Source organism: Dactylococcopsis salina PCC 8305, assembly GCF_000317615.1.
Classification (GTDB): Bacteria; Cyanobacteriota; Cyanobacteriia; order Cyanobacteriales; family Rubidibacteraceae; genus Halothece; species Halothece salina.
Genome location: NC_019780.1, coordinates 3,311,767 through 3,331,397, shown reverse-complemented (window position 1 = coordinate 3,331,397; position 19,631 = coordinate 3,311,767). Strand labels below are relative to the sequence as shown.

Annotated in this window: 20 protein-coding genes; 10 read left to right on the top strand and 10 right to left on the bottom strand. The window is 42.6% G+C overall.

The genetic code is table 11. The features are described 5' to 3' along the window. The first annotated feature begins 265 nt into the window (after positions 1-265). Positions 266-526: a BolA family protein gene (locus DACSA_RS15895; protein ID WP_015230730.1), complete on the top strand. Its 261-nt coding sequence runs from the start codon at positions 266-268 to the stop codon at positions 524-526. 44 nt (positions 527-570) lie between these two features. Further along, a complete protein-coding gene (grxD, locus tag DACSA_RS15890; protein ID WP_015230729.1) occupies positions 571-894 on the top strand; it encodes a Grx4 family monothiol glutaredoxin in 324 nt (107 codons plus the stop codon). 68 nt (positions 895-962) lie between these two features. On the opposite strand, the gene DACSA_RS15885 is transcribed toward grxD, so the two are convergent. Both DACSA_RS15885 and DACSA_RS15880 read right to left on the bottom strand, forming a co-directional pair. Further along, positions 963-1,211 (bottom strand): DUF6761 family protein, encoded by a 249-nt coding sequence (locus DACSA_RS15885; RefSeq protein ID WP_041235953.1) that lies wholly within the window; start codon positions 1,209-1,211, stop codon positions 963-965. A 291-nt stretch (positions 1,212-1,502) separates the two neighbouring features. Next, positions 1,503-2,987 carry a TldD/PmbA family protein gene (locus DACSA_RS15880; RefSeq protein WP_015230727.1) on the bottom strand — a complete coding sequence of 495 codons (1,485 nt, stop codon included), beginning with the start codon at positions 2,985-2,987 and terminating at the stop codon, positions 1,503-1,505. Positions 2,988-3,234: 247 nt separating this feature from the next. Here DACSA_RS15880 and DACSA_RS15875 point away from each other — a divergent pair, with 247 nt between their 5' ends. Beyond that, complete coding sequence (locus DACSA_RS15875; protein WP_015230726.1) at positions 3,235-6,117, top strand: glycerol-3-phosphate acyltransferase; 2,883 nt, start codon at positions 3,235-3,237, stop codon at positions 6,115-6,117. A 79-nt stretch (positions 6,118-6,196) separates the two neighbouring features. After that, complete coding sequence (locus tag DACSA_RS20990; RefSeq protein ID WP_198007591.1) at positions 6,197-6,433, top strand: hypothetical protein; 237 nt, start codon at positions 6,197-6,199, stop codon at positions 6,431-6,433. On the opposite strand, the gene argF is transcribed toward DACSA_RS20990, so the two are convergent. Continuing rightward, positions 6,413-7,318, bottom strand: a complete 906-nt coding sequence (gene argF, locus DACSA_RS15870; RefSeq protein ID WP_015230725.1) for an ornithine carbamoyltransferase — start codon at positions 7,316-7,318, stop codon at positions 6,413-6,415. The genes DACSA_RS20990 and argF overlap by 21 nt on opposite strands. 597 nt (positions 7,319-7,915) lie before the next feature. Between argF and DACSA_RS15865 the strand changes: the two genes are divergently transcribed. Then, complete coding sequence (locus tag DACSA_RS15865; RefSeq protein ID WP_015230724.1) at positions 7,916-9,085, top strand: GuaB3 family IMP dehydrogenase-related protein; 1,170 nt, start codon at positions 7,916-7,918, stop codon at positions 9,083-9,085. 135 nt (positions 9,086-9,220) lie between these two features. On the opposite strand, the gene DACSA_RS15860 is transcribed toward DACSA_RS15865, so the two are convergent. Then, positions 9,221-9,847 (bottom strand): hypothetical protein, encoded by a 627-nt coding sequence (locus tag DACSA_RS15860; protein ID WP_015230723.1) that lies wholly within the window; start codon positions 9,845-9,847, stop codon positions 9,221-9,223. 149 nt (positions 9,848-9,996) lie between these two features. Between DACSA_RS15860 and DACSA_RS15855 the strand changes: the two genes are divergently transcribed. Next, positions 9,997-10,572: a VOC family protein gene (locus tag DACSA_RS15855; protein WP_015230722.1), complete on the top strand. Its 576-nt coding sequence runs from the start codon at positions 9,997-9,999 to the stop codon at positions 10,570-10,572. On the opposite strand, the gene DACSA_RS15850 is transcribed toward DACSA_RS15855, so the two are convergent. Next, positions 10,569-10,961, bottom strand: a complete 393-nt coding sequence (locus DACSA_RS15850) for a DUF2237 family protein (RefSeq protein ID WP_015230721.1) — start codon at positions 10,959-10,961, stop codon at positions 10,569-10,571. The two genes, DACSA_RS15855 and DACSA_RS15850, sit on opposite strands and share 4 nt — an antisense overlap. Before the next feature lie 56 nt (positions 10,962-11,017). Here DACSA_RS15850 and DACSA_RS15845 point away from each other — a divergent pair, with 56 nt between their 5' ends. The 4 genes from DACSA_RS15845 (at position 11,018) to DACSA_RS15830 (ending at position 14,136) form a co-directional block, all read left to right on the top strand. After that, positions 11,018-11,641, top strand: coding sequence for a DUF488 domain-containing protein (locus tag DACSA_RS15845; RefSeq protein WP_015230720.1), 624 nt, complete (start codon positions 11,018-11,020; stop codon positions 11,639-11,641). Further along, positions 11,638-12,078, top strand: coding sequence for a DUF488 domain-containing protein (locus tag DACSA_RS15840; protein ID WP_015230719.1), 441 nt, complete (start codon positions 11,638-11,640; stop codon positions 12,076-12,078). The genes DACSA_RS15845 and DACSA_RS15840 overlap by 4 nt, the downstream gene beginning before the upstream one ends. Further along, entirely contained in the window at positions 12,066-12,776 is a 711-nt protein-coding gene (locus DACSA_RS15835; RefSeq protein WP_015230718.1) for a dual OB domain-containing protein, read from the top strand. Before DACSA_RS15840 ends, DACSA_RS15835 begins: the two co-directional genes overlap by 13 nt. A gap of 235 nt (positions 12,777-13,011) precedes the next feature. Continuing rightward, positions 13,012-14,136, top strand: coding sequence for a THUMP domain-containing class I SAM-dependent RNA methyltransferase (locus DACSA_RS15830; protein ID WP_015230717.1), 1,125 nt, complete (start codon positions 13,012-13,014; stop codon positions 14,134-14,136). Between the two features lie 84 nt (positions 14,137-14,220). Here the strand turns inward: DACSA_RS15830 and DACSA_RS15825 are convergent, their stop codons facing one another. From DACSA_RS15825 to DACSA_RS15805, 5 genes are all read right to left on the bottom strand, one after another. Further along, on the bottom strand, positions 14,221-14,490 hold the full coding sequence (locus DACSA_RS15825) for an MAE_28990/MAE_18760 family HEPN-like nuclease (protein WP_041235540.1): 270 nt from the start codon (positions 14,488-14,490) through the stop codon (positions 14,221-14,223). 207 nt (positions 14,491-14,697) lie between these two features. Continuing rightward, entirely contained in the window at positions 14,698-15,081 is a 384-nt protein-coding gene (locus DACSA_RS15820; protein WP_232225109.1) for an MAE_28990/MAE_18760 family HEPN-like nuclease, read from the bottom strand. After that, positions 15,078-16,211, bottom strand: a complete 1,134-nt coding sequence (locus DACSA_RS15815; RefSeq protein ID WP_015230716.1) for a DUF262 domain-containing protein — start codon at positions 16,209-16,211, stop codon at positions 15,078-15,080. Before DACSA_RS15815 ends, DACSA_RS15820 begins: the two co-directional genes overlap by 4 nt. A 40-nt stretch (positions 16,212-16,251) precedes the next feature. Then, positions 16,252-17,364, bottom strand: a complete 1,113-nt coding sequence (thrC, locus tag DACSA_RS15810) for a threonine synthase (RefSeq protein WP_015230715.1) — start codon at positions 17,362-17,364, stop codon at positions 16,252-16,254. Positions 17,365-17,648: 284 nt separating this feature from the next. Next, positions 17,649-19,052, bottom strand: coding sequence for a DEAD/DEAH box helicase (locus DACSA_RS15805; RefSeq protein WP_015230714.1), 1,404 nt, complete (start codon positions 19,050-19,052; stop codon positions 17,649-17,651). Positions 19,053-19,631 lie beyond the last annotated feature (579 nt).

Below are 19,631 nucleotides of genomic sequence, written 5' to 3'. Positions count from 1 at the left end.
ATCTAGCCCTAAGATATCAACTTTAACCAGCAGTTAGCTTTGATTAGGAAATGGAAACCGTAACGAATAATAATCCTCCATCTTCTTCGGTATATGGCATTTTTAATCCTCATTTAACGACTTGATTATGTAATCTTAGTAAACTCCGCTTTCATTGTTAAGGTATTTTTGATTTTTTTTACATTTCTTTGCATCGTTGAGGAAAAGCCAGTCCTCGCTAAGATAGAAATACAGTAGTTACCATTACCTAATTAAATTCCCCGTTATGATTAGCCTAGAACAAGTGGAAACAATGATCAAAAGTCAACTCCCTGACGCACAAGTGAAAGTGCAAGATTTGACAGGAGGAGGAGATCACCTCGAAGCGATCGTCATTTCCTCAGAATTTGAGGGGAAAACGCGAGTTAAGCAACATCAAATGGTTTATGGTGCTTTACAGGAAGCAATGGCTTCGGAAGCAATTCACGCCCTCGCCTTAAAAACTTATACTCCCGCCAGTTGGGAACAAGCGAGTCAAACGGTTTAAAAGTTATCGTGGAAGCAAAGCAAATCGATCATTAGAACTTAGTTATGGAACCAGAAGTTAAACAACGCATTGAAAATTTAATCAATAGTAACAAAATTGTTGTCTTTATGAAGGGAACGAAATTGATGCCCCAATGTGGGTTTTCTAATAATGTCGTTCAAATTCTAAATGTCATGGGTGTTCCCTATGAGACTTATGATGTTTTAGATGACCCAGAAGTGCGTCAAGGCATTAAAGAATATTCTAATTGGCCCACGATTCCTCAAGTTTATGTGAATGGGGAATTTGTCGGCGGCTGCGATATTATGATTGAACTTTATCAAAATAATGAGTTACAGCAGATGTTAGAGGTAGCTTTAGCTTCCTAAACAGCCCGAAAAATGGAAAAAGGGCGATCGCGCGATCGCCCTTTTTGGTTACCAAACACAACAAACTGCTAATAGAAATCAGGTTCGGGTTCGGGTAACACTTCTTCAAAGTTCGATCGATCTCGGAGAAACCTTAAGGCTTCCTCTTCCAAACGATTAACTTGATAAGGTTCAAGAGTAGCGGTAGAACGCAACGCCGCTAAATAACCAGTAAGATAAAGTTGCAGTTCATTAAAGCGATAGCCACGATACCAATAATCAACCATCGCATCAGTTAAGTGTTGATAGTGACGAACAGATTGGGAGTCTTGCAACATGGTCATAAATAGTCAGTTAAGGGGGTTAATGACTCCATTCTACCAAAAATCCTTGATGGGCTTGTCGCATCTCAATGGGTTGGTTTCCCCAACTGTTAATTTTGGAAATAATATAGCAGCTACATTGTAGGGTTTGCCTCGCCCACCATACCGACTACATTGTAGGGTTTGCCTCGCCCACCATAACGACCCAACTAATCAGCATTAAGCGTGATCAGTAATCAGTAACTGATTGGTGTTGGGTTTCGCTTCCCTTCACCGAACCTACTTTGATCTGGGGTGATTTTTAAGTCAACTTCTGCCAATTTGAATATCTTGGACTCTCACTGGAACACAGCCATGAGTCATTTGTGCGATTTGAATCGGTTCGCCTTTCCCACAAATATTAGTTCCGCATTGTTCCCAGTCTTCAGCACCCCCCAAAGCATCCACTTGTTGCCAAAAGTCTGTGGTCATGGAATGATAGGTTAAATCTTTGACCATTCCTGTGATTTTGCCATCTTTTACTCGCCAAAACGCATCGCCTCCAAATTGAAAGTTACGTCGCTGTTGATCAATGGAAAAACTTCCCACCCCATCAATTAAATAGCCGTCTTTGGTGTCGGCGATCATTTCTTCTAAACTGGCGGTGTGGCTTCCTCCTGCTTCTCCTGGTTCTAATCCTAAGTTGGGAATCCGTACCATGGGAACACTTGACCAACTATCGGCGAAGGAACTGCCATTGCTGGTTTCTCGTCCTAAACGATAGGCGGTTTCGCGATCGGTGAGATAATCAACTAAAATCCCATCTTTCACCACATACCAGGATTGTGACTTTACGCCTTCGTCATCATAACCGACGGTGCTGCGTCCGTTGCATTGGGTGCGATCGGCGATAAAATTAATCCAAGGGGCGGCATAACGCAATGTTCCCAGTTGATCGGTAGTTGCGAAACTGGTTCCCGCAAAGTTGGATTCGTAACCAAACACCCGATCTAATTCTGTGGGGTGTCCAACAGATTCATGGATGGTGAGATAGAGATTACTCGGCTTTAGAATCAGGGTAGCGCGATCGCGTGCGGGTGCGGGTTCAGCATGAACTTTCTCAATGGCTTCTGTGGCGACGCGATCGACTTGCGAAAACAGATCATCGGGATTAATATGTTCATAGCCGATGTTAAGCGGTGGACGTTCATAATTGCGGGTTTGTGCGTCTCCCGATGCGATCGCCATACCACCAAAGCCAGGATGAGAACGATAAATCGTTTGTTGAATGTGTGATCCTTCTGTGGAAGCAAAGGTTTTGTCTTCTTGGGAAAAATGAAGGAAAGAGAAGGCTTTTTTGATTCCCTGTGTTTCGTATCCTAAGAGTTTTTCATTGAGAGAAAGCAGGAGATTTGTTTTATCCGTGAGGGGAATGTCAAAGGGATTAATTTTGATGGGGGTAATGTAAGTATCCCGATAGGCTTCCACAGGGGCTAAACGCACGGGTTGCTGTTGCGTGAGGTGTGTTCCTTTGGCGATTTCGATCGCTAAGTTAATGGTACGAGTAACCGCTTCTGGTGTGTTTTCGTTACTCGCAGCAAACCCCCAAGCACCGTTTAAAAGCACTCGCACGCCATAGCCAGAACTAATGTTATCAGAAAGCGTCGTTAGGCTTCGATCGCGCGCCATGAGAGTTTGGGTACGATACCGACAAAGACGAATCTCTCCGTATTCGCATCCTGTTTTTTGAAGGTGTTGAATGGCAAGGTTAGCGAGATCAGTTGTGGAGTAGGTGGTTTCGGTTTGTAGCATAATTGAAGCGATTTGGTTGATTCTTTTAATTTTAGTTTAAATAATCTTATCCTAGAAGGAGTTGTCAAAAAGGAAATTCTTATGAGTAGCGCGATCGTCTAAGATTGCTATGTACCATAGATGATTAATTAACGCGATAAATAATAGGGATGAATCATCATTCCCCCATAAAATAAAAATTACTGTTCACCTCTATTATGCAAAAACCTTTCATTGATCAAATCTCTCAGCTAACAAAGAATCAATTATGACAATGACACAACTCTGGGGCGCTTTGTTAATTTTTATTTTCTGCCCCATTTTAGGAGCGTTACCCCTAATCCATTGGTTAAGCTTGGGATTGACGGGTCAAAACTTAAAACGTCTGGGAACAGGAAATATTTCTGTATCAGCCGCATTTTATCACGGGGGAAAACTTGCTGGGATTCCAGCAGTGATCTCCGAAGCAGGGAAAGGGATCATTACTGTTTTGTTAGCGCGATCGTTTTTTCCTGATGAGCCAGCATGGGAACTAATCGCCTTGATTGCCTTAGTGATGGGACGTTATTGGGGGGGAAAAGGCGCGGGAACAACGAATGTCATGTGGGGGATATTAACCCATGATCCCATATCAGCAGGATTGGTTTTTCTGATTGGTGGGATTAGTTTTACGATTTTGCGCGATCGCGCCGCCGGACGCAACGGCATTTTAATTTTAATGTCTCTGATTATTACCTTGCGTCACATCAATGATCCCCCCAGAATCATGGCAATTATCGCCCTCTCACTGCTTTTATTTACCATTTACTATAAAATTCCAGATGACCTTGATTTACCCAGTAAGGAAGGGAAAAACAGTTCTATGTTTAAATTCTTTCGCGGCGATCGAGCGATTTTGTCCCTTGATGATAACTTAAAAGCCCAAAAAGTGGGACAAAAAGCCGCCACCCTTTCCCAACTCAAAAATTGGGGATATCCCGTTCCCTGTGGTTGGGTTCTCCCCGCAGGAGATGACCCCCTTCCCCTGCTAGAATTAGCATCACCCTCAGAAGGAAATCCCTTAATTGTGCGTTCTTCAGCAGTGGGAGAAGATAGCGAAGCCAGTTCCGCCGCCGGACAATATCAAAGCATTTCCCACATTACCAACCCAGAAGCCTTAAAAAATGGGATTTTGCAATGTCAAACCTCCTACAATAATCCCACGGCGGCGCAATATCGTCCCCAACAACAGCAAGGAGAATCAGAAATGGCGGTTTTAGTTCAACAACAAATTCAAGGTGTCTTTTCAGGAGTCGCCTTTAGTCGTGATCCAGTTAACCAGATGGAAGACGCCGTGTTAATTGAAGCCCTCCCTGGAGAAGCCACTAGAGTGGTATCTGGACAAGAAACCCCGCAACAATATCGTGTTCTCCAAGACTCACCGCCAAAAATCGAGGGAGAGGGAGAAATTCCCGAATCAATCCTTCAAGATGTTGCCAATTTAGCCAGAGACTTAGAGAGACGGTTTCAGGGGTTTCCCCAAGATATCGAATGGACGTATGACGGAGAAAAACTCTGGATTTTACAAAGTCGTCCCATCACCAATTTACAACCAATCTGGACGCGAAAAATTGCCGCCGAGGTGATTCCAGGGTTAATTCGTCCGCTTACTTGGTCGATTAATCGTCCCTTGACTTGTGGGATGTGGGGAAAATTATTTACAGTGGTACTGGGCGATCGCGCCAAAGGTTTAAACTTCAAAGAAACCGCAACCCTTCACTATAGCCGCGCTTATTTCAACGCCACCCTTTTAGGAAAAATCTTCCTTCGCATGGGACTTCCCGCAGAAAGTTTAGAATTTCTCACCAGAGGGGCAAAATTTACCCGTCCTTCCCTGCTTTCTACCCTTCGTAACGTTCCAGGATTACTGCGTCTTTCCCTGCGAGAATTGCGTTTAGAAAAAGACTTTGCCATTGATCAAGAATCCCTTTTTGATCCCACTCTCCAAGACTTAGAAAACCAAACCCCAAGCGAGTTATCGCCACAAGAATTATTAACTCGCATCGAGATGATTCTAACCAACCTTCACACCGCAACTTATTACAACATTCTCGCCCCTTTAAGTTTCTCCCTGCGACAAAATCTCTTGCAAGTAGAAACAGAAGCATTAGACTACAGTATTTTGCCAGAGGTAGCTTCTAGCAAAGCACTAGAACAAATCGCCAAAGATGCCAGAAATCTTGTGCCGATGGATACCATTGAACCCATGAGTGCGCCCTCTCTGTTTGCAATGTTAGCCGAATTCCCCGACGGAGAAAGCATTTTAGAGCAATTTCAAGACTGGTTAAAGCGTTATGGTTATTTAAGTGAAACCGCCACTGATATTGCCATTCCTCGTTGGCGAGAAAATCCACGTTCCGCCCGTGCGTCTTTTACTCAGTTTTTCTTTAATGAACCAGATCAAATTAGCAAGAAAGCTACGGTTGAGGAAAATCAGGGTTGGAAACAGAAGAATGTCCAGCAACGGTTAAAACTGAAAGCAGAAGTCGCCGAAGTGTATAATCGCTTCTTGGCACATCTGAGATGGAGTGTTTTAGCATTAGAACGCATTTGGCTAGAAACAGGATTATTAGCGGAAGCAGGAGAGATTTTCTTCCTCAAATTATCGGAAATTCGGCATCTGGTGAAAAATGATGACCCCAAACTGCGTTCAGAAATTCCCCAACGAATCAGTTTGCGACGTTCTACCTATGTTGAAGATGAGAAGTTACCCGCCGTTCCCTATGTGGTCTATGGTAATCCCCCGCAGCGCGATCGGGTTTTGGCAACGCCACAATTAACCACACAACAACGATGGCAAGGAATTGCCGCCAGTCCAGGACAAGTCATTGGTCGGATCAAAGTTGTCAATGATTTATCTCGCACCATGACGGTAGATAAAGAAACAATTTTAGTTGTTCCCTATACCGATGCAGGTTGGGGAGTTTTACTTGCTGGGGCTGGAGGGTTAATCTCAGAAGTAGGGGGAAGACTCTCCCATGGTGCGATTATTGCGCGAGAATATGGTGTTCCCGCAGTGATGGATATTCCCAACGCCGTTCATCTTTTCCAAGATGGTCAAGCGGTGAAAATTGATGGACAAACTGGTGTGGTTGAACTGCTAACCGATTAAATTTCCCATTTTGTAGGTTGGGTGGAGGGAAACGAAACCCAACATCAATATTCGTTATTCGTTATTCGTTATTTGTTATTTGTTATTTGTTCACTGGTTACTGATCACTGATCACTGGTCACTGGTCACTGCCATGGGTGAAGGGAAACGAAACCCAACATCAATATTCGTTATTCGTTATTCGTTATTTGTTATTTGTTCACTGGTCACTGGTCACTGGTTACTGATCACTGGTCACTGGTCACTGCCATGGGTGAAGGGAAACGAAACCCAACCAGTTGGTCAGACGATCGAATTATCCCAAAACACTCGCTAATAAAGCCTTTTGAGCGTGCATTCGATTTTCAGCTTGTCGCCAAACCTGTGACTGATACGACTCCAAAACCGCTTCTGTAATCTCTTCTCCACGATGCGCGGGTAAACAATGCAAAACGATCGCATCGGTTGAAGCCAACCTCATCAACTCCTCATTCACCTGATACGGTGTGAACACAGGTAAACGAGTCGCTGCGGAGTCCTCTTGTCCCATACTCGCCCAAACATCAGTATAAATCACTTGTGCGCCTTCTGCCGCCGCTTTCGGGTCATCAGTAAGGATAATCTCACTACCAGAAGCCAGCTTTTTCGCCTGTTGCACGATCGCGCTCTGGGGTTGATAATCAGAAGGAGTCGCCACCCGAATATTCACACCAGCTAAAGCACACCCTAAGAGTAGAGAATGAGCGACATTATTGCCATCTCCCAGATAAGTTAAAGTCAACCCTTCCCAACCCCCGAAACACTCTTTAATCGTCAATAAATCCGCCAGCACCTGACAGGGATGGCACAAATCACTTAAAGCATTAATCACAGGAATCCCTGCATAGTGAGCAAACGCTTCAATATCTTCTTGTGCAAACGTCCGAATTGCCAAAACATCCAAATAACCCGCCAAAACCCTTGCCGTATCTTGAATTGGTTCACCCCGTCCTACCTGCATCGCTTGGGGATTTAAATCAATCACCTGACCCCCTAAATGATACGTCGCCACACTAAAAGAAACGCGAGTCCGTGTCGAAGCCTTGTAAAACAATAAACCTAAAACGCGGTTTTTTGCCGCTTGAGATGAATCTCCTGCTTTCAATTGTTGCGCCAAAGTGAGCAAAGTTTCCAGTTCACCTGAACTTAAATCTCCCAACGTTAATAAATTTTGTCCCTTCATTACTATATGTTTAATTCGTTGTTATCAGTGAGCGAGAGTAAAACCCTTATTATAGGTTTAAAATCAAGCTTCCATCTTGAAACTCGCTGATATAGTGCTACAAAATCAGGTTAGGACATTCCAAAATATTGAAACTCACCTATACCTTACTGGGGCAACTTGCCTAAGGCAACTTGCCTAGCGCGCGTAGCGCTATAATTCCCCCAAACTTGGGGGTCAGGGGGCAAATTCCCCCAAACTTGGGGGTCAGGGGGCAAATTCCCCCAAACTTGGGGGTCAGGGGGCAAATTCCCCAAACTTGGGGGTCAGGGGGCAAATTCCCTCAAACTTGGGGGTCAGGGGGCAAATTCCCCCAAACTTGGGGGTAATATCAGGTTCGGGTAATTGCTTACAATTGTTGTTGGGTTTCGCGTGGAGACGTTCCATGGAACGTCTCTACCCAACCTACTTTTTATCATCGATCGAGCGAACCCGATATAAGGGGGCAAATTCCCAAACTTCCGACAAACCGACATTTCCCCCAACCAAAGATATGCTAATTCCCGTCAAAAATTTGCTAATCTGTGGGAACAGCTTTGGGAATGGTGTAATTAAATTATGAGTGTAGATATCCAAATCGGTCAAGGAAAAACAGCACGTCGCGCCTACGGAATTGATGAAATTGCCCTCGTTCCAGGACGGCGCACCTTAGACCCCAGTTTACCCGATACAACTTGGCAACTGGGAGACATCAAACGTTCCATTCCAATTATTGCCAGTGCAATGGATGGTGTTGTTGATGTCAAAATGGCAGTTTTACTGTCAGAATTAGGAGCATTAGGGGTTTTAAACCTAGAGGGGATACAAACTCGCTACGAAGACCCCAACCCCATCTTAGAACGCATTGCCTCAGTGGGAAAAACTGAATTTGTGGGGTTAATGCAGGAACTTTATTCAGTTCCGGTGCAACCTGAATTAATCAAAAAACGCATCAGCGAAATTAAATCTCAAGGTGGAATTGCTGCGGTGAGTGCCACTCCTGCAGGTGCGGCAAAATATGGGGATGCAGTAGCAGAAATTGGGGCTGATCTCTTTTTTGTCCAAGCGACTGTGGTTTCAACGTCTCATTTATCCCCAGAATCGGTGATTCCCCTAGATTTAGGCGAATTTTGCCAAAAAATGCCCATGCCAGTGATTTTAGGAAACTGCGTCACCGAAGCCGTAGCCTATGATTTAATGAAAGCGGGCGCATCTGGTATCTTAGTCGGTATCGGTCCTGGTGCAGCTTGCACCTCTCGCGGCGTGTTGGGAGTCGGTGTCCCTCAAGCCACTGCGGTTGCTGATTGTTCCGCAGCCCGAGAACAGTTTTATCAAGAAACTGGAAAGTATGTCCCCATCATTGCCGATGGGGGTTTAGTCACTGGTGGAGACATCTGTAAATGTATCGCTTGCGGTGCTGATGCGGTGATGATTGGTTCTCCTTTTGCCAGAGCAGCGGAAGCCCCAGGACAAGGGTTTCACTGGGGAATGGCGACCCCTAGCCCGATTTTACCTCGTGGGACTCGCATCAGTGTTGGTACAACTGGCACAGTTAAGGAAATTCTCACTGGACCGGCGCGGTTAGATGATGGGACACACAACCTCTTAGGGGCTTTGAAAACTAGCATGGGAACGCTAGGGGCAAAAAATCTTAAGGAAATGCAACAAGTCGAGGTGATTATCGCGCCGTCGCTGTTAACAGAAGGAAAGGTCTATCAGAAGGCGCAACAGTTGGGAATGGGTAAATAATCCCCTAGAGACGTTATACAGGCTTATCCCCCCAACCCCCCTTTGAAAGGGGGGCTTAGATAAAAAGTAGGTTGGGTAGAGACGTTCCATGGAACGTCTCCACGCGAAACCCAACACCAATTCTAAGCAAGAGACCTAAACCTGATATGATTCGTGATAAAGATAAATCATCCGAATATCATCAGGTAAAGCGGTTTCGAGGAGTTGATAACCTTGTTCGAGTCCGCTTTTCACTTCTTCTACCGTCAAGGGTTCATCAATTTGCTGTAAATAACCCGCAATTCTCGCCTCACTCCAATGGAAAGTTTGCGCCATTAAGACCATTAAACGCACAATGGGAGGGAGTTTATTGAGGGCGATTTCAAGATGACACCATAACGGCGGCGGGGCGGCTTGTAAGTCATAATTGATGCTTTCTACAGGGGGAAGTTCTACCTGATTTAAGGTAACACCTGCCATTTTTATCAGCCAGCTTTGTAGTGAGTTATCCCCTACGGTTTCTAATTCTTCTGGGTTGAGACTCTGCATTTCATAGTATAAGTGTCGCCAGATCATCGCAAACAGATAATCGGATTGAATGCGCGATCGAGCGCTATGTCGGATAATGGTGTAAATTAACGGGCTATACCGACAAAAGATTGCTGTGAAATACTTTCCCTGTTCGGGATGCTGTTGTAACAGGGTGAGTAATTCCAAATCGCTATGATGAAATAACGGTTGTACGAGAGGATGATTAGTTTCTGGAAAACGAGGAATTTGCACAGCTTTTCGTCAACCCCGATCGAGATAAAATAAGGTAAGCTAACCTAGAGCTAGGGTTACACCCGATTGTAGGTGATAATAATTTGATTCGATCGCCTTTTCCTCAGTTTTTGCTCCGAATTTAAATTTTAATGTTTAATAATCTGCTTATGCTTCCTGGAACAACCTTAAATCTGCCCTGGCTAGGGGCTTTTTTACCTGGACTAGACACCGTTTTCTCAACTCAAGGCATTATGATCATGCTCTTGGCGGCTTACGCTGGGGCGATGTGGATGTTCCTCACCAGTGCGCCGAAAGTCCATACAATTATGGTATCGGATTTAGAAGTAGCTCGCCAGTTTTATGAGGGGGTTTTAAATCTATCAATTGCAGAAGTTCCCCTTCATTATTATTATAATTATGAACAATCTTTAGGGGCTGGCGCGATCGATCCGCTTTATCTGTCCGCAAATCCCAGTCTCTCCACTAATCCGAGTTTTAACGGTACAGAAGGACTCTGGTATCAACTGAAAAAAAACACCCAATTACACATTATTTCTGGGGCAAATTATGGGAATAAAAACCGCCATCGCCATGTTTGTTTTGATCACGATTGTTTGGAAAACATTTTAATGCAGGTACAAGCCAGACGCTTAAAATTCAAAGTTCGTCGCACCAAACCTTTAAACTTTTTAGTGAAAGATTTAGACGAAAGAGTGATAGAAATGGCAGAAGTTGCTAACTAATTGCTTTTACTTTCTTGATCACTCGCCGTATAGGCGTGTTGTCTTAAATGGTCTAGGGAAACCACTTCTAAAGCACGAGCATGAGTTGACTCTAAAACCACTGGTGGCGCAACTCCTGCTTGTCTTGCTTCTTCCCAACGAGAAGCACATAAACACCAACCATCACCCGGTTTTAAGCCTGGAAAATTAAACATTGGTTTCGGTGTACTTAGATCATTACCTTGAGCTTTTGTGTAGTCTAAAAACTCCGCTGTCATTTTCGCACAAACCACGTGCAAACCAAAATCTTGTCCTCCTGTATTGCAATAACCATCCCGATAAAACCCCGTTTTCGGTTCATTACAGCACAGTTGCAAGGGACTTCCTAAAACATTTGTTGCTTCAGCCATAATCAATTCTGTTAGCGTTACTTTTTCATTTATTCTAACACAAACTATCAGAAAAAATGAGTGAGCAAACTTTATTTACGATCGGGCATTCTAATCATTCTTTAGAAGCGTTTATGACGCTCTTAAAACAACATAATATCACCGCGCTGGCTGATGTTCGTTCTCAACCTTATAGTCGTTATCTCTCCCATTTTAATCAGCCTAACTTGAAATTAACCTTAATGGAAGCCAACATCAAATATGTTTTTCTTGGTAAAGAATTAGGAGGAAGACCCCTCGCTGAAGATTGCTATATTAATGGTCAAGCTGATTACGAGAAAATGGCAAAAACAGAAGAATTCAAGGAGGGAGTTAAGCGTTTATTAGAGGGAATAAAAACCTATACAGTCGCTTTAATGTGTGCGGAAAAAGACCCCATAGACTGTCATCGTTGTTTATTAGTTTGTCGTTTTTTACAAGCGCAAACTTGTCAAATCAAACATATTTTGAAATCGGGAGAAATTGAAACGCAAACCAGTTTAGAAAATCGCTTACTCCAAAAACATGGACTAGAAGAAAAGCCAACGCAACAGCTTTCCTTATTTACCGTTTCCTCAACCAAACCGCAACAGTCAAAAGCAGAATTATTGGCGGAGGCTTATCGTTTACAAGCGCAAAAAGTCGCTTATAAAGAACAATGAAAATCAAACTATTTACGATCGGGTTTACTCAGAAAACCGCTCAAAATTTCTTTGAAACCTTAGCAAAAGTCGGAGTGAAAAAGGTGATTGATACCAGAATCAATAACACTTCTCAATTATCAGGGTTTGCGAAAAAAAACGATTTACAGTATTTTCTCAAATCTCTTCAGGGAATTAATTATGATCATACTTTATCTTTAGCGCCAACAAAAGAGTTATTAAGTCAATATCGAAAAAAAGAAATTAGTTGGGAGGATTACGAGAATAAATTTTATCAATTAATCAGCGATCGAGCAATTGAAAAGCAACTTTCACCTGATTCTCTACACTGTAGCTGTTTACTTTGTAGCGAAGCAAAACCACATTATTGTCATCGTCGTTTAGTCGCAGAATACTTACAACAAAAGTGGGGAAATCTCGAAATATGTCACCTTTAACTTCGATAATTTGTTTAGCGAATTCTTGGAAACATGGCGATCGTTGTATTGCGGGAATTAATCCAGAAACGGGTCGTTGGATACGTCCAATTTCAGATTTAGAAGATGGTCGAATACCTCGATCGATGCGTTTATTAGAAGGAAAAGAACCGCAATTATTAGATATCATTCAAATCCCTCTTGGGAAAACTGGAAACGATTTTGGTTTTGAAAGCGAGAACTTATCGGTGTTACCCGGACGATGGAAAAAACAAGGTCAAGTCACAACAAAAGAAGTTTTAAGGTATTGTTCTTCTGAACCATATATTTTACATAATTATAAAAAATTTGTCACAGTTCCCGAACTTGCTAGGAAACCGTTTGCTTTACGAAAAACCCTCCAACTTGTTCATGTTACAGAATTTTTTGTCGAGAAAAAACAACGGGAAACAGGAACAAATCAATATAAAGCAACAATTGTTAGTCGCAATGGACAGCGTTTAAGTCGTCTGGGAATCACTGATCCATTATTTGTTAAAAAACTAGATCAAGGAAATGAACCGATCGTTCCCTGTTTAGTAACAGTAAGTTTAAGTATGCCTCATCGTCCTCCCAATTGGGAAGGGGATGATCCTTGTTGGAAACTAATTGCTGCGGTGATGGAATTAGAAACTAATGATTATGATGATCAAGATGAATTACTCGACCTTCCTTTCTAAAATTTAAATATATGCTATCAAATATCTCTACATAATCCTTAGCCTCCCTTAATATCAAGTTCAGGTAATTCCTTATAATTGGTGTTGGGTTTCGCGTGGAGACGTTCCATGGAACGTCTCTACCCAACCTACTTTTTATCTACCCACTAACAAATAACGAATAACGAATAACAAATAACAAATAACTAACAAATAACAAATAACAAATAACAAATAACGAATAACGAATAACAAAATGAACAATTATTTTGCAACTGTTGCGCGAGGTTTAGAAGAAATTGCAGCACAGGAATTAACCACATTGGGAGGAGAAAATGTCACTCCCACATTTACAGGAGTGCAATTTCAAGGAGATCAAAAACTCTTATATAAAGTTAATCTGTGGTCGCGTTTAATTTTCCGTGTTCTTGTTCCCATTAAAACGTTTCCTTGTCACAATGCGAAACAACTTTATGGAGAAGTCCAAGAAATTAACTGGGAAAACTATCTCTCTCCCGAATCAACATTTATGGTACATTGTACGGGAAAAAATCAACAGTTGAATCATACCCATTTTAGTGCGCTACAAGTTAAAAACGCGATCGCCGATCAGCAAACTCAATTCTTCGGAAAACGATCGAACGTTAACTTAGAAAACCCCGATTTAATTATCAACCTTCACATCGAAAAAACGCAAGGAATATTAAGTTTAGATAGCACGGGAGAGAGTTTACACCGTAGAGGATACCGTCCAGCGATGGGAATCGCACCATTAAAGGAAACCCTAGCCGCCGCTTTATTAACAATGACAGATTGGGAAACCAATTTACCGTTACTTGATCCCATGTGTGGATCAGGAACATTTCCTATTGAAGCGGGATTAAAGGCTTTAAATATTGCGCCAGGTCGCTTGAGAAATCAATTTGCGTTTGAACAATGGTTTGATTTTAATCGAGAACTTTGGGAACAATTAAAACAGGAAGCCAAACAACAGAAATTATCCCAACTTTCAGTAGGAATTTACGGTTACGATCGAGATTTCGATGTTCTGAAACAAGCGCAAACCAATGCCAAAAACTGTAACCTACAGCAACAGATTCACTGGTCACAAATTGAACTTTCCGCCGTTGAACCGCCGCTCGATCGAGGGATTATTATCTGTAACCCTCCCTATGGAAAACGCATCGGAGACACGAAAGCATTAGGGAGTTTGTATAAACAACTCGGAGATATTTTCAAACAACGATTTAAGGGCTGGGTAGCCTATGTTTTGTCGGGAAATAAAGCATTAACCAAACAAATTGGTCTGAGAACATCACAACGAATACCAGTTTATAACGGTTCTCTTCCTTGTACCCTGTTGAGATATGAACTGTTTTAATCCTTTTATATCAAGTAGGTTGGGTAGAGACGTTCCATGGAACGTCTCCACGCGAAACCCAACACCAATTATCTGAACCTGATCTTAGGGAAGATTCTGCTTGTATTTTTCCTGTGAAGCAGCATTTTCTATCTGGTTACGGAAAAGGTCAAGCATTCCAATAACTTCTGCTTGCAAATCCCTATATTCTTCCCGATCCAACTCTAAATAATTGCCATGTGCAATTTCATTTCTTTTCTTTAATAGTTGAGTATCGATCAATTTAGATTTAGTGGAGTAGTAGGAAAAATCTATGCCAAGAATCTCAATAATTCCTTTGAAGGTTTCAGAAGAAAGATTGGACGCGGTAGAAATTGCATCTTTAGGTAGGACTTGCTGAATAAAACTGAAAGTCTTATCAAATCAGGATTTGAGGCGATTCAGTTCAGATAAAAATGCAAGTTCATTGATTGTTCAATGGTCACGCATATTGCATCAAAACCTTCCCCTCCTACCGATCAATCAACCCTCTTGCCTCTTGCCTCTTGCCTCTTGCCTTACTTAACCAACCAATGGACTTTTTCAGCAACCCCTAGGTAGGACACATCTTTTATTTAATCCAGATACAAAAAAATCACAAACAGGAATGTACAGTGATGGCTTATTCGTCTCTTGTGCATCTTTGAGCTTACTTTTCATAGCGAGAGCTAAAAAATTACTCGCAAGTTCCTGATAAGTTAGTCTCTGCGATCTCACATAATCAACATAAGCATTCGCTGCTAGTTTCACAAAACCTTCCCAATGGGAATAAAGAATACATACGCCACTACGAAGTAATGTCCTATGTCTTTGATCAGAAACTTTTTTTGCTTCTACTAAACCCTTAATTTCTGAAAGTTCTCTTTTACGCCAAGCCAGATCATTAGCTAAATAATCACTCAGTTGTTCCAAGGTTCTGATACTCATGAAGGGGAAAACTTTTCTCGACCAAGAGGAATAAGATAACGTAAGCGCCTTGTAGAATTTTGTCCAGCCCCAGACCACTGTTTATAAATCTGATTAGACCAAATACTCTTCACCCGATTCGGTATTTCATCTACTGGAGGAAGAGTTCTATAGTTATATCCAATTCCGAGTGCGATTACTTCATAAGCTGATAATAAAAAACCACCAAGAAACCTATCCTCCTCAGATTTATATCTTTTGAAACTTTCATCACGCATTGACTGATTAAGAAGATTGAATGTAGTGTCAAATGCACTTTCAATATGGTGACGATTCCAATTATTCTCAACCGCCATTTGACGCATTTTTTGGGTCAAGAAAACACTAACATCACCCCCTAACTTTTGTAGGCTATCATTATCCTTGTCAAAGAGAAGAATAAAACGTAAGACTAACTCCAGATCATACTGTTCTTCATAGAGTTTATCGCTCAAAGCAATACAATTTCTAAACGATTCCCGACGCGAAAGTGAACTCATAAGATCATATAAGTTTTGATTCAACATCAAAAGAATACAGTTTCGCATTTCTTGGGGAGTTGCGATCGAACCTCCTGTATTCAAGCGTTGAAATAACTCGTACTTAATCATCGGATCGCTTTCTTTTTGAATAATATTGACGGGGATTTTCGATCGCTTGATATAAAGACGTTGCGCTTGAGTGAAAGAATTTTCCTGATCATCTGGATCATTCCACTTTTTGCCATTGAGAGAAGGTAAATATACTGTTTCTTGTAATGTAAAGGGGGTATTTTCTTCTTGATGATTCGGGTTTAAAATCCCTACAAACTGATAGATCGTTGATAGTCTCTGTAACCCATCAACGACATCCCAAACTCCATCCTCTCGTTGATTCACAAAAATAGGCGGAATGGGGATTCCTAAAAGTATCGACTCAATGAAAGCTGATTTTTGATGATCAGACCAACGAAAAAAACGCTGAAAATCTGGATGAATATCAATTTCATTATGTTCATAAAGACTAATCCATTCACCAATTGACATCGAATAGCCATCTGTCCGAATCTCTTGCCTTGTTTTATCAATTTCTTCTTGTAAAGACGTGGCTGTCGTCTGATTCTTATGTTTCATTTTTAGCTTGCAATTCTCAAATTATTGCTATTGACGACGCTTAAAATCCCATTGCTTGTGCCACAGCGTCCAATTCTGAAGCCACACCAGCCTTCACCTGTGCTTGAGCATGATCGATCGCGCTTTGGGGGTCTTTCAGCCCATTTCCAGTCAATACACAAACAATAGTCGTGTTACTAGGAACAGTATCCTGAACCTTTAATAAACCTGCCACAGAAGCCGCGCTTGCGGGTTCACAAAACACCCCTTCCTCTCGCGCCAAGATGCGATAAGCGTCCAAAATTTCCTCATCAGTAACCGCATTAAACCCACCTTGACTGGCTTCCTGTACCGCCAACGCTCGTTTCCAATTAGCAGGATTACCAATACGAATGGCAGTGGCGATCGTATCGGGGGACTTTTCGGGATAGCCTTGAACCAAAGGGGCTGATCCAATTGCCTGAAACCCCATCATGCGCGGTAACTTTTCACATTTATTCTGTTGGTGGTATTGACAAAACCCCATCCAGTATGCTGAGATATTGCCCGCATTACCCACAGGAATACAAAGCCAGTCCGGTGCTTCTCCCAACTGATCCACCACTTCAAACGCCGCCGTCTTCTGTCCTTCCAGACGATAGGGATTCACCGAGTTAACCAAAGTCACTGGATACTCTTGAGCAATATCCTTAACTAAATTGAAACAGTCATCAAAATTACCATCAATTGCGATCACTTCCGCGCCATAAAGGAGTGCTTGCGCCAACTTTCCCAAAGCCACATACCCATCTGGAATCAAAACAAAAGGCTTCAATCCTGCACGAACCGCATAAGCAGACGCAGCCGCCGAAGTATTCCCCGTACTGGCACAAATCACCGCTTCTGCCCCAGCTTCTTTCGCCTTAGAAATTGCCATGGTCATCCCGCGATCTTTGAAACTGCCAGTGGGATTCAAACCATCATACTTAACATAAACTTTAACTCCCCGTCCAATGCGTTCTGAGATGCTGAGAGCGGGAATCAGAGGAGTGTTACCTTCGAGGAGAGTAACAACAGGAGTCGTGGCACTAACGGGTAAAAAAGGACGATAGGTTTCGATGAGACCAGACCAACCGGTCTGCTCCTTGAGGCGATTTGGCGTCGGGCTAACTGGCGAAACTCTAGTAGTGGTCACGGGTTCTCTATTTGTATAAATTCAACAATCAGGCTTAAAAGAGCCGAGGAATGGCGCAAGACCCAATCTCTAAACTCAGCAATAAGGTTGGTCGCTTTGCCTAACTTGAATGAACTCAGGGTTTAACCTGTTGAGGACAATCAACCAACCTGTTTGGGGATGCGCCCTACATAGCGCGTGAAATTCTAGAATAATCGCGTTGAATGTAGATTAATCCCTAGTTTATGGCTCTCGCCCATACTCTACCACAAAATTTCATCTAATTGTGGCTTTGGTCTGGGAATTTAACGTCGGTCTCCAGAAGTCGAACGAACGGAGGGTTTAGAATTACGTTTGTTACGAGGTTTTGGTTTCGGACTGCCACTGGGGGGGTCTTGCCAGTTTTCATCTAACCATTGAGGACGACTTTGATCGTAAATCATTTGTAAAGCAGCGGCGGCGACAGCATGAGCATCATACTCATCACCCAATTCTCGCACCAAAGGCAAGAAAGAAGCCATCCGCTCTCCTCCTAAGCTGCCATGTAATTCTTCCCGTAGTTTTTCCAAACGTTGCGCTTCGATTTCAGCACGGCTGGGAATGTTAACTAAATTCAACCGTTCACGTAACCGTCGTTCAATTTGGCGAATTGTATTCTGGTCACGAGGTTGACTTAAACTGATGGCAACACCCGTTTTACCCGCGCGTCCTGTCCGTCCAATGCGATGGATGTAAGTTTCCACATTGTCTGGCAGATCAAAGTTAATCACATGGGAAAGGTCTTGAACATCTAAACCACGAGCAGCAATATCAGTGGCGACCACCAGACGCACTTGGCTTTTACGGAAACGCTGTACTAATCGTTCCCGTTGACTTTGGCTTAAGTCCCCATGATATTCATCGGCGCTGTAACCCGCAGCTTGTAACTCTTGAGTAATCTCACTGGCGGTGCGCTTGGTACGAACAAAAATCAAAGCTGACTCTGGGTTCTCTACTGCCAAAATTGGTTTCAGTGCTTTCCCTTTTGTCCAGCCACGAGGAATTTTGTAAGCGCGTTGCTCAATGCGTTGGGGAGTCCCTTTCGGCTGTTCCACTTTTAAGCTCACGGGATGATCCATGAACTGATTAATCAAGTCTTGGATTTGCCGAGGCATCGTTGCGGAGAAACAAGCGGTTTGACGTTGTTCTGGTGCTTGTTTGAGAATCTCACGCACATCATCAATGAATCCCATACTGAGCATCTCATCCGCTTCATCGAGGACGACATAGCGTAGGGTATTCAGACGTAAAGCCTTACGGTTGAGTAAATCAATGACTCGTCCTGGTGTTCCGACCACCACTTGCACGCCTCGCTTTAAAGTTTGGATTTGGCGATCGATGGGTTGACCCCCACAAACCGTTAAAATCTTTAAGGCGCGATCGTGAGAAAATGTCTTCATGGCTGTGGTCACTTGTTGAGCAAGTTCCCGTGTCGGTGTCAGGATTAAAGCCTGAACGACTGTATCTTCAACGTCAATTTGTTCTAACAGAGGCAACGAGAACGCTGCTGTTTTTCCTGTTCCGGTTTGGGACTGACCAACTACGTCCTTACCCTTTAGAAGTTCTGGGATTGCTTGTGATTGTACGTCGGTCGGTTGCTCGAAGCCTAGTTTCTCCAACTGTTTTACTCGTTCTTCGGAGAGTCCTAGACTTTGAAATGAAATCGTCATAAGTATGAGGTTTCGCAATATTTTGTTACTTTCATAATAGCTTATCGCTAATCCTAAATTTTGGATATTTTTCTTTCCTTTACCTTTGCTATTCTTATCAGTTTTTTTAATTTAATCCTCAAGTCTCATCACTCTTACTTATATTGAGTTTGGTAAAGGGAAACGAATTTTCGGAAATTAGAAGACGTGGACTTGAACATCAACATTTTTTTTGATAAAGTCAAGTGAGAAGTTGGGGTAGTCTGTTTAAAATTGAACAAGACAGGGCTGTCTTCCCGAAGTTGCCTTAAAGAGAGCGTAAAGAAACGTTCGATCGAAGCAAAGAGTTGACATCAATTTTTGTAACGGGTGGGAAAACTCGATCGCGCTCCCTCTTGACAAAAACAGAATCCATCTGAAACTCAAACCCAGAAATTGATTCAGAAGGAAGTAAGAACAGAAAACTCGATCGCTTCCTCTTTTCCCGTCTCTGGATAGATTAGGAACAATAAACAGAAACGGAAACTTAATCAGAGTTACTTATATTGAGTTCAGTAAAGGGAAACGAATTTTGGGAAATCAGAAGACGTGGACTTGAAC

Bases quoted from the DNA above. Each gene is read 5' to 3' on its own strand.
- DACSA_RS15830 (WP_015230717.1), top strand. From the start codon at position 13,012: ATGAACAATTATTTTGCAACTGTTGCGCGAGGTTTAGAAGAAATTGCA.
- argF (WP_015230725.1), bottom strand. From the start codon at position 7,318: ATGAAGGGACAAAATTTATTAACGTTGGGAGATTTAAGTTCAGGTGAA.
- DACSA_RS15865 (WP_015230724.1), top strand. From the start codon at position 7,916: ATGAGTGTAGATATCCAAATCGGTCAAGGAAAAACAGCACGTCGCGCC.
- DACSA_RS15835 (WP_015230718.1), top strand. From the start codon at position 12,066: ATGTCACCTTTAACTTCGATAATTTGTTTAGCGAATTCTTGGAAACAT.
- DACSA_RS15855 (WP_015230722.1), top strand. From the start codon at position 9,997: ATGCTTCCTGGAACAACCTTAAATCTGCCCTGGCTAGGGGCTTTTTTA.
- grxD (WP_015230729.1), top strand. From the start codon at position 571: ATGGAACCAGAAGTTAAACAACGCATTGAAAATTTAATCAATAGTAAC.
- DACSA_RS15815 (WP_015230716.1), bottom strand. From the start codon at position 16,211: ATGAAACATAAGAATCAGACGACAGCCACGTCTTTACAAGAAGAAATT.
- DACSA_RS15875 (WP_015230726.1), top strand. From the start codon at position 3,235: ATGACAATGACACAACTCTGGGGCGCTTTGTTAATTTTTATTTTCTGC.
- DACSA_RS15895 (WP_015230730.1), top strand. From the start codon at position 266: ATGATTAGCCTAGAACAAGTGGAAACAATGATCAAAAGTCAACTCCCT.
- DACSA_RS15805 (WP_015230714.1), bottom strand. From the start codon at position 19,052: ATGACGATTTCATTTCAAAGTCTAGGACTCTCCGAAGAACGAGTAAAA.
- DACSA_RS15820 (WP_232225109.1), bottom strand. From the start codon at position 15,081: ATGAGTATCAGAACCTTGGAACAACTGAGTGATTATTTAGCTAATGAT.
- DACSA_RS15840 (WP_015230719.1), top strand. From the start codon at position 11,638: ATGAAAATCAAACTATTTACGATCGGGTTTACTCAGAAAACCGCTCAA.
- DACSA_RS15885 (WP_041235953.1), bottom strand. From the start codon at position 1,211: ATGTTGCAAGACTCCCAATCTGTTCGTCACTATCAACACTTAACTGAT.
- DACSA_RS15850 (WP_015230721.1), bottom strand. From the start codon at position 10,961: ATGGCTGAAGCAACAAATGTTTTAGGAAGTCCCTTGCAACTGTGCTGT.
- DACSA_RS15845 (WP_015230720.1), top strand. From the start codon at position 11,018: ATGAGTGAGCAAACTTTATTTACGATCGGGCATTCTAATCATTCTTTA.
- DACSA_RS15880 (WP_015230727.1), bottom strand. From the start codon at position 2,987: ATGCTACAAACCGAAACCACCTACTCCACAACTGATCTCGCTAACCTT.